The sequence below is a fragment of the Shewanella sp. SG44-6 genome, assembly GCF_014164185.1.
Taxonomy (GTDB): Bacteria; Pseudomonadota; Gammaproteobacteria; order Enterobacterales; family Shewanellaceae; genus Shewanella; species Shewanella vesiculosa.
In genome coordinates this window covers 41,848-51,643 of record NZ_JACJER010000020.1, presented here as the reverse complement: position 1 = coordinate 51,643, position 9,796 = coordinate 41,848, and the positions used below count along the sequence as shown (strand labels likewise).

5 protein-coding genes and 1 tRNA gene are annotated in these 9,796 nt (G+C 43.5%); 2 read left to right on the top strand and 4 right to left on the bottom strand.

The features are described 5' to 3' along the window. Positions 1 to 141: 141 nt before the first annotated feature. Positions 142 to 218 (top strand) — tRNA-Asp (locus tag H5185_RS05785). Between the two features lie 434 nt (positions 219 to 652). Continuing rightward, on the top strand, positions 653 to 1,927 hold the full coding sequence (locus tag H5185_RS05780) for a CinA family nicotinamide mononucleotide deamidase-related protein (RefSeq protein WP_182722979.1): 1,275 nt from the start codon (positions 653 to 655) through the stop codon (positions 1,925 to 1,927). Positions 1,928 to 1,977: 50 nt separating this feature from the next. Here the strand turns inward: H5185_RS05780 and H5185_RS05775 are convergent, their stop codons facing one another. From H5185_RS05775 to argE, 4 genes are all read right to left on the bottom strand, one after another. Next, positions 1,978 to 5,037 carry a DUF2339 domain-containing protein gene (locus tag H5185_RS05775; RefSeq protein WP_182722980.1) on the bottom strand — a complete coding sequence of 1,020 codons (3,060 nt, stop codon included), beginning with the start codon at positions 5,035 to 5,037 and terminating at the stop codon, positions 1,978 to 1,980. Between the two features lie 185 nt (positions 5,038 to 5,222). Further along, the gene (locus tag H5185_RS05770) at positions 5,223 to 5,762 is read right to left on the bottom strand and encodes a DUF1439 domain-containing protein (RefSeq protein WP_182722981.1); all 540 of its coding nucleotides are present in this window, start codon (positions 5,760 to 5,762) and stop codon (positions 5,223 to 5,225) included. Continuing rightward, a complete protein-coding gene (gene ppc, locus H5185_RS05765) occupies positions 5,759 to 8,407 on the bottom strand; it encodes a phosphoenolpyruvate carboxylase (RefSeq protein ID WP_124018200.1) in 2,649 nt (882 codons plus the stop codon). The genes H5185_RS05770 and ppc overlap by 4 nt, the downstream gene beginning before the upstream one ends. Before the next feature lie 151 nt (positions 8,408 to 8,558). Next, the gene (argE, locus tag H5185_RS05760) at positions 8,559 to 9,710 is read right to left on the bottom strand and encodes an acetylornithine deacetylase (RefSeq protein WP_182722982.1); all 1,152 of its coding nucleotides are present in this window, start codon (positions 9,708 to 9,710) and stop codon (positions 8,559 to 8,561) included. Between the last annotated feature and the right edge of the window lie 86 nt (positions 9,711 to 9,796).

The following is a 9,796-nucleotide window of genomic DNA, read 5'->3' as shown; positions in this document are numbered from 1 at the left end:
CGATGGTAGTGTGGGGTCTCCCCATGCGAGAGTAGGTCATTTCCAGGCGCCTAATTTCTCTTTTACGAAAGAGAAGTCTCCTGATAGTGACATATCAGTGACTTAAAAAGATTTAGCATAGTGCGTAAGCAATTTGCTAAAGGAGCGGTAGTTCAGTTGGTTAGAATACCGGCCTGTCACGCCGGGGGTCGCGGGTTCGAGTCCCGTCCGCTCCGCCAACTTAAGATGAAAGCCTTAGCAGAAATGCTAGGGCTTTTTTCGTTGGGCGATAAAAAGATAACAACATAGAACCCCGCGACGGTTCGTTGAAGTGACAAGGTTGCGAGATTGTAGTGCATGGCCCCATCCATGGCATGTTAGCCTCTTTATGAGCAGACCGCGGCCTGTCTTTGTCGCAAAACTCACGGATTAAACCCGTCCGCTCCGGCAACGTAAGTTGAAGGCTGTTGCTGTAACCTACTTTGGCAACATAGTGCCAACCTCATTGGTATTGTCTGTTTATCTCTTTTAATTGTTTTGAGCTATTTCTGTTGATTTGTTGTAATCCATTCATCTACTTATGATTTAATTTTCTCTTATTTCGATCTATTTTCTTGCCATTCACATGTTGGACGCCTAAGTTAGTGCCAATGAAAGGGTATAGGAAATAATGATGAAGCTAGAAATGATTTGCACGGGTGAAGAAGTATTATCTGGTCAGATAGTCGATACTAATGCTGCTTGGGTTGCTAATACTATGATGGAAATAGGTATTGAGATGCAGCATAGGGTAACCGTTGGCGATCGAATGGAAGATCTCATTGCCGTATTCCAAGAACGTAGTAAGCATTCAGATGTGATTATTGTGAATGGTGGTTTAGGACCTACTAGTGACGATATGTCGGCATTAGCGATGGCTAAAGCTAAAGGCGAAGAGCTTGTCGAAAATGTGCAGTGGCGTGAGCATTTAGAAGACTGGTTTACGCGTAATAACCGGGTGATGGCGAAGAGTAACTTAAAACAAGCTTGGTTACCTGCCTCGGCTATTATGATCGATAATCCTGTCGGTACAGCTTGTGGCTTCCGTGTGAAGTTGAATAATGCATGGCTGTTTTTTACTCCTGGTGTGCCATTTGAATTAAAGCACATGATCACCGAGCAGTTTATTCCATTTATTATCGAAGAGTTTGGTGCTCAACAAAAGTCAGCTTTAGAAAAGTTACTCACAATTGGTCACGGCGAGTCATCTTTAGCGGACACCTTATCTGAGCTGAATTTACCTGAAGGTATCGAGTTAGGTTATCGTTCATCAATGCCACACATTGAAATTAAAATTTTTGCTCGTGGTGAAAAAGCTATCCGTCAACTACCCAAAGTAACAAAGCAGGTTAAAGCCTTATTAGGGTATGCAGTTGTTGCTGAGAATCGACCAACATTAGCAGCTGAAATTCATCATCGCTTATATCAGTCTGGCCTGAGTTTAAGTGTCGCAGAGTCTTGTACTGGTGGAATGATTACCAGTCAGTTAATCGACTTTGCTGGCAGTTCATCATACTTACACCATGGATTGGTGACCTATAGCAATGAATCTAAAGTGAGAGTCTTAGGTGTTAACCCACAAATATTGGACGATCATGGTGCTGTCTCTATTGCTACTGTTGAGGCGATGGCGCAAGGCGTACGCGCTATTCTTGATAGCGATTATGCATTAGCCACTAGCGGTATTGCTGGCCCAGATGGTGGATCTGATGATAAGCCCGTTGGGACAGTGGCGATAGCATTAGCAACTAAACATGGCGTATACAGTCAAATGGTGAAATTACCAAAGCGTTCACGCCAGCTTGTAAGAAGTATGAGTACCGCAATTGCTTACGATATGCTTCGTCGTGCATTGCTTGAAGAAGCTGTTATTGTCGATTACCCGTCAATTCCACGGTTTGCCAAGTAAGTTTATGTCGAGCTTGCTTACCTCTGGTTTAAGCAAGCTCGATGTAATGACTAGCCTGTAAGGTCATCAGGCAATTGATTGTTTTTTGCTTTTTGATAAAAGTAAGCAACCGTCAGTAAAATAACGCCAATCAAAATAAACGCGACGATTTTTTGAATTAATTCAAATGACGCCATATCAACAAAAATCACCTTGATACAAGCCAGAGCAAATAGCAGCGCAGCTAGCCTAACCAGGTTCGCTTGCTGAGGCCGTAGGCTTATAAACATCACCACACAGGCATGCACAACTAACAGTATTGCACTCATTGGTGCTGCAATACTCTGGTCGAATTGATAGCTCCACAGCAAGTAACTTATTACTAATAATGCATGCCAAGCCCACTTAAGCGCGACATAAGAGATAATTTTTCTGTGTGCTCTAATGCCTAATCTTGCCGTTAACAAATAACGACCTAATAACATCAGCACTCCAAGCTCTGCTAAATTAATCAGCACATTATCAATATTAAAGGTGAGCTGTGTTTCGCTGTGAAATAGGATAGGTAAAATCGCACAAGCAAAAATCATACAATATGCCAAGCTATAGCTTGGTGCCAAAGCCTGCTTAAAATGTTGACCGATACGTGTGTTTCTTTCGCCAATAACACTAAAATATCCACAGATAATTAACGCTGTAATTGCCCATGATGGATGGAACAAGTTGGTGATGGTTTGGCTTAACACGGCTATCACTAAGGCAATATAGTATGGCGCAATGTGCCATTGTAGCGTGGTAATGTGTTGCCATTTTTTGGGTAGTTGTTCATACCGTAAGCTAATAAATCCGAGAAATAGCAAGCCTAGGACCAATGCTGCAAGTCCTTGCCACTGTTCTGCTAGACACATTGCTGCGGTGATCATGGTTGCTAGGATCGTGAGTATTTGCGTCTCATAGTGAAGACTTTTGTGCTTAACAAAGTAAGCCAAACCTAGACTCATCAAACTGCTCAGCCACAATGAGATAGCAATGTAGTCAGGATAGCTACGTATGATTTTGGGCAATATTAGTAACGGTAGCACTAGGTAACAAATTAACTGAACATAGTAAGCAAAGCGGATTAACTTGGCATCAGCATAGTATTTTTTGTACCAATAATACGCCAGTAATAATCCGCCAAAGAGCTCAACACGGGCTAATTTAGCGTTGATTGCTTGGTCGGTAAAGCTAAGGCTATCAGCATCTACCATGCCAAAAATAATTAACCCTAATAACGGCAGTTGCAATAACCAGGCTAATACTTCGCTAAAGCGTAAGGTGTGTTTAGCGCTCATGTACAGCAGCAATAAGCTGATGAATGGCAATGTATTAAGCCAATATTGCTCGGTGATGAAAAAGCTCACCAGCAATAAGGTGATTGTATAAAGCACCCCAAGTAACTCTCGGATAAATCGCACTGCTAAGTGTTCTAATTTCATTAAGTCAGCTTGATGGCGGCTAAGCAGCTTTTGCGCCGCAAAAGTCATCGCGCAGGTTAGTGCCATCGATATACTCAATAATGCTTGATATCCTAATAGACCATCATTGTCATGGTTCGACAGTGTTAGCACATCAAAGACGTTAGCAAAGCTGCTGATTATGCCTAGTATAAGTATGACATAGGCTTCAGCTCTAATAGGGCTAAATAGCTGTTTACAGCCAATCCACAGTAACAGCAAACCTTCTAACAGCAGCACTAGCCCTAGCAGTTCTACGCTAAGTAAAAACAGTGCAGCAAAACCAGCAAAGCTTCCTGCAAAAGCTAAAGCTAGGGCCGCAATATCTTTATCGCGTTTAATCACCCAATATAACAAGCCACACAGTAATGCATTAAGTGCAAAAATCTCTCCAGCAAAAACGCTCCATTGCGTCAGGGTGAAAAGGATAAAGGCCATTAGTGCGATTGGAACCGCTAGCAGTCTTGGTGTTAAAGCCGATTTTATGACAAATAATAAACTGGCAATACTGTAGAGGTAGAACAACCCATTGATCATCAGTAATGCTAAGCCGGTTTGCCAATCGATAACAGGTAAAGGCAATTGAATAGCTAAGCTCAATATCTGTACGCAAGCAATGTGGAGTAATGCGGTGACTTCAATAAGTATCGGCCAAGCTAATTTGTGGCTTTGGATCATCGAGCAGATGCCGATAAGCATCAAATAGGGTAGGTATAATAAAGGTGTTTGACCGCCGTCAAGTAACATCAATGGCGCAAGTGAGCCGCCAATTAAGGCGATAATTGCCACTACTTTGGTGTCGAGTTTACTTGAAAGGCCATAACCTAATATCGTATTGAGAAATAGCAAACCAAAGCAGGCAACATCGGCAATAAGATTAAAATATGGTCCTAGGAAATACAAACACAAGTAGTTAAGAATAAGCCCAAGACCGACGAGTCCGGAACCAAAATCTTGCATCCCCGGGCGTTTTTGCCGAATAAACACTCCGCCGACAATAATGCTATTTGCGACCCCGAGTCCTAGTAAGGCTTTACCCAACTCTGAAAACCAGTTGTTGATTGAAAACTGCAGTAAATAACCAAAGCCTAGTGTCAGAGTAATGATGCCCGCCACTGTCATCAAAAATACTGGGCCTAAGCCTTTAGCTTGGTAATGCTGATAAAAGCTTTTTGCTTGTTCGGTTAACCCAGACAAAGGTGCAAGTGCAGATGCACTGAACTCACCAATAGCTTCAGCTAACTGGGTGAGCATGGCACTAAGGGCGCTTTGTCTGGCTGGTGACTTTGTGACTACCGAAGTTTGTTGTGCCGATATCGATGCTGCTGACACCGAATGACTTGTGTCTGACGGTTGGCGCTCCCAAGCGGAAGATGAGTATTGAGGCTTATCGGCAACAATATTGCTGCTCGAATCGTTTGCTCGACTCTCGTGCACAGGAATATGTAAGTTTTCTGCAGACAAGCTAAGCGGTTGTTGATTATTACTTTGCGCTTGTACTTGCTGGGCTAAAGCATCAAGTTGCTGAGTGAACCGAGCCAATTGTTGATTTACATCGGCCTGTTGTGCACCTTGCTGTGAGACTAGCTCCGCCAGTTGTGCTTTTAATTTGGCTACGTCATCCATTAACGGCATCATTCATCCCATGATTATTATGCACTCCAATATTGCCAAGTTATTGTACGTGGTTATGATTGAATAGGAAATGCTCAGTTTTTTGATATTTGAGAGGTTGAGCCTTTATCGATTATGTGGATGTACAGAGATTTGAAGCAATAAAAAAGCACCCGCAGGTGCTTTTTATTACGATGATGATAGTGCTAAAACTTAACCACCAGTTTGCCCTGTTGTACGGCAATCTCTTTGGTCATTTTCGCCATTAGCGCTTGATTACTGTCGCGAGTGTCTAAAGTATACACTGGCTGATTTTCAAGATAACTACGTAAAAAACTCATTAATTGTGGCGTAGCCTGGCTGATGTAACGCTCAATATCAGCGGGTTCAGACTCAACTTTGACTAAGTTTAACTGTCGTAGATACACGCTCTTAGTGTCAGTATCGTACCAAGGCACTGCCTCAAATGTCGTTTTTAATTTAGCATGAATGGGCAGTAATGGGTTATTAACAGTGATCATAGTTGCTGCTGTTACTGCCATAGTATTTGGCTTAGCGCCTAATACTACCTGCATGTCATTTAGCTTAAGCGACACTCCAATTAACTTATTGCCCTGCTTGACCTCAAAATGCATGTCTTTATTAAGGTATTGTTCTATTTCAGACTCAGTGATGCTGTACTGACTGGCACAGCCAGTCAGTAGTAATAACAATCCAAGTCCAAGGGTTTTAACCAAGGTTATCATCCAGTATTTCTCATTCCTGCAGCAACGCCGGCAATAGTCAGCATCAATGCTAACTGAACATGCGCCGATGGCTCTACCTCTCTACGTGTACGGGCTAATAGCTCGGTTTGTAAAAAGTTAAGTGGGTCGATATAAGGATTGCGCAGTTTAACAGATTCACGGCTCCAAGGAGTATGTGCCATTAACTCTGTTGCTTGGGTTAATGACAATACAGCATCAATACCCAGTTGCAGACGTTGACGCAACTTTTCGCCTAAATGATGCAGTTCTGGTTTGACTAAACATAGCTCGTAATACTTAGCTAAGTTAGGTTCTGCTTTGGTGTAAACCATCTCTAGCATTGAAATACGAGTTTCAAAGAAAGGCCATTGGTCTTCCATCTCGCGCAATAGTTCAAGCTCGCCGCGATCCGCAGCATCTTGTAATGCTTCACCAGCCCCCAACCAAGCCGGTAACATTAAGCGGTTTTGTGACCAAGCGAAAATCCACGGAATAGCACGGAGACTTTCAATGCCACCATCGACTTTTCGTTTCGCTGGGCGGCTGCCTAATGGCAGTTTACCGAGTTCAACTTCTGGCGTAGCGGATCTAAAGTACGCAACAAAGTCTGGTTCTTCACGAACAATACCGCGGTAATGCGCTACTGACTCTGCAGCGATGCGTTGCATACAATCACGCCATGCCTTTTTAGGCTCGGGTGGCGGCAGTAGTGTCGCTTCCATTACGGCCGAAGTGTACAGCGCTAAACTTTGCACTGCTAATTTGGGTAAGCCAAATTTAAAGCGGATCATTTCGCCTTGCTCTGTCACACGAATGCGACCATCAACTGAACCTGGTGGTTGCGATAAAATGGCTTTGTGAGCTGGTCCACCCCCACGGCCAATTGAGCCACCACGACCATGGAACAGCATCAACTTAACGTCAGCCTTTTTACAGACAGCAACGAGTTGCTCTTGAGCACGATATTGTGCCCAGGCTGCTGCCATTACACCAGCATCTTTTGCAGAGTCAGAATAACCAATCATGACTTCTTGCATGCCTTTAGTGTAACCACGATACCAATCAATGTTGAGCAGAGCTGTCATACAATCAGCTGCACTTTCAAGGTCTGCTAATGTTTCAAATAACGGTACCACTCGCATTGGGTTCGTGCAGCCAGCTTCTTTTAGCAGTAACAACACTGTGAGTACATCAGATGGCTTACTGGCCATAGAGATCACATACGACCCTAATGCATTAACGGGTTGTTGGGCGACTAAGTTGCAGGTTCTGACAACTTCTGCCACATCATCACTTGGTTGCCAATTTGCAGGGATCAGCGGGCGTTTACTGGTGAGTTCACGCAGTAAAAAGGCTTGTTTTTCATTTTCGTCCCAGTGGTTGTAATCGCCCATACCTAAATAACGGGTCAGTTCGGCGATTACGTCGCTGTGGCGTGATGCATCTTGACGGATATCGAGGCGCAGCATGTGAATACCAAAGCAGGCTAAACGACGCAAGATGTCGAGTAACAGGCCGTTGGCAATTAACTTCATGCCGCAATCGGTCAAGCTTTTATAAAGTAACTGAAGCGGTTCAAGTAAATCTGTTTTATGCCAAATAAGCTCGCGAGTATCGACGTCTGGTTTTTTACCTTCAAGGCGAGCGTTAAGGTAATCGATAGTGTTACGTAACTGACAGCGCAACTTGCGTAACACATCACGGTACGGTTCTTTACTGTTATCGGTTAACGCTGATAATTCAGCATTAGCGTGTTCCATCGACAATTCGCCGAGTAGGGTCACAATATCTTTTAGATACAGTCTGGCTGCCGCGTGACGATTACGGTCAAGCACTTCTTGAGTCACGGTAGAGGTCACAAATGGATTGCCGTCGCGGTCACCACCCATCCAGCTCGAAAAGCGCACTGGAGATACATCAATAGGTAACTGCTGGCCGGTTTTATGCTCAACTTGATCATTTAATTGACGTAAAAAGTCAGGGATCGCTTGCCACAATGAGGTTTCAATCGTGCTCAAGCCCCAGCGTGCTTCATCAACAGGTGTTGGGCGTTCGCTGCGGATTTCGTTGGTATGCCAAATTTGAGCAATCAACTGACGAAGACGCAGTGTGCTTTGTTCACGTTCGCGATCGGTAAGCTGAGAATTTTCTTGCTCGGTTAAGCAATCTACAACGGCGGCGTATTTTTGGATTAAGGTGCGACGAGATATTTCTGTTGGATGTGCCGTTAATACTAAATCAATGTCTAAGTTTTTTAAGCACTTTATGACATCTTTTTTATCTAAATCAGTGTCTAGCATTCGCCCGAGCAGTTGCTCCACAGGATCCGGAACACACACTAGCTCGTCGCAATTGCGGCTAATGGTATGGAATTGTTCTGCGATATTGGCTAAGTTTAAAAATTGGTTGAAGGCTTTCGCGAAAGGCACCAGCTCTTCGTCTGGTAACGCGGTTAATAATGCTAGCATTTGCTCACGAGAGGCTTCGTCACCCTGGCGAGATTTTTTGGCTAAAATACGAATTTGTTCTACTTTTTCTAAGAATGCATCACCTAAGTGGGTTTGCATTGTTTCGCCTAATATCTGGCCTAGATGCCCCACATTTGATCGAAGTGATGCATACATATCTGCCGTTTGCTCTGTCATACTTACTCCCGAAAAATGAACGATTTTTCCAATATCTCTTACATCACAATACCCAGCGTATCAATATCGGTCAATACACGGGCAGTGTGTTTCGTAATTTTATTTCGTAAAAATGTTACATTTATATCGTTAAAAAACCTAACTGCGCCGATTACTTGATACAAGCGTGATAAATCATTTTTTTGATCAATTCAACCGTAGGTGTGAGGTATTCTAAGCCAATAAATTCGTCTGGCTGGTGGGCTTGGTTAATACTTCCTGGGCCCAATACTAAGGTTTGGCAACCGAGTTTATTGATGTATGGTGCCTCAGTAGAATAGTTGACCACTTCAGCTTCATTACCTGATAATTGTGCCACTAATTTGGTCCACGGGTTATCTGCTTTTCCTGCAAACGATTCAGCCCCTGGATACAAAGTACTGACGCTAATACTGCCAGGATACTCTTTACTGATGTCAGATAAGTAGTTTAATACCATTAATTCCAGATCAGCTAGCTCCATACCCGGTAATGGGCGAATATCTAAATGCAAGTCGCAGCAACCACAAATGCGGTTAGCAGCGTCACCACCATGAATATGGCCAAAGTTCATCGTAGGATAAGGCACGGTAAACGCATCTTCGCGGTAATTTTCACTTAAATGCTGTTTGAGTAGCATTAGTTTGCTAATGACTTTGTGCATCACTTCAATGGCATTGAGGCCGCGTGCTGGATCAGATGAATGGCCACTGCGACCAATGACGCGGATCCCTTGGGCTAAATGCCCCTTATGCATGTAGACAGGTTTCAAGCTGGTGGGCTCACCGATAACTGCATAATCTGGCGCGATAACTGCTGAGTCAGCAAATGCCTTGGCGCCACTCATAGTGGTTTCTTCGTCAGCGCTGGCAAAAATAGTCAAAGGTCGCTTAAATTGATCGAGTGGCATGTCTTTTAATGCTTCAAGTACTAGCGCAAAAAAGCCTTTCATGTCGCAAGTACCTAAGCCGTACCAACGATTATTTTTTTCAACCATCTCAAATGGGCTTTGGCTCCAGCGGCCTTCATCAAATGGCACGGTATCGGTATGGCCTGCTAATAATAATCCGCCGCTACCTGAACCTATTCGGGCAATAAGATTTTGCTTATTACGCGAATCTTCTACTGTAGGGGTTTCACATTCAAAACCAAGCTCGCTAAACCAGTTTTGCAACAAGTTGATAACTGCATGGTTACTCATATCATGTTCAGCTTCGAGTGCACTGACTGATGGCGCTGCAATCAGCTGTGTAAAACAACTTTTTAGATTTGGGAGTGTGCTCATGGGTTATCCTAAAAATAATATGTAAAATACTTATTCACATATATTGCATAATTAATGTTGTGTGGTAGTCTAGCAAACAGCATTAA

Excerpts from the sequence above, each read along its gene's own strand:
- H5185_RS05780 (WP_182722979.1), top strand. The coding sequence starts at position 653 with ATGAAGCTAGAAATGATTTGCACGGGTGAAGAAGTATTATCTGGTCAG.
- H5185_RS05775 (WP_182722980.1), bottom strand. The coding sequence starts at position 5,037 with ATGCCGTTAATGGATGACGTAGCCAAATTAAAAGCACAACTGGCGGAG.
- H5185_RS05770 (WP_182722981.1), bottom strand. The coding sequence starts at position 5,762 with ATGATAACCTTGGTTAAAACCCTTGGACTTGGATTGTTATTACTACTG.
- ppc (WP_124018200.1), bottom strand. The coding sequence starts at position 8,407 with ATGACAGAGCAAACGGCAGATATGTATGCATCACTTCGATCAAATGTG.
- argE (WP_182722982.1), bottom strand. The coding sequence starts at position 9,710 with ATGAGCACACTCCCAAATCTAAAAAGTTGTTTTACACAGCTGATTGCA.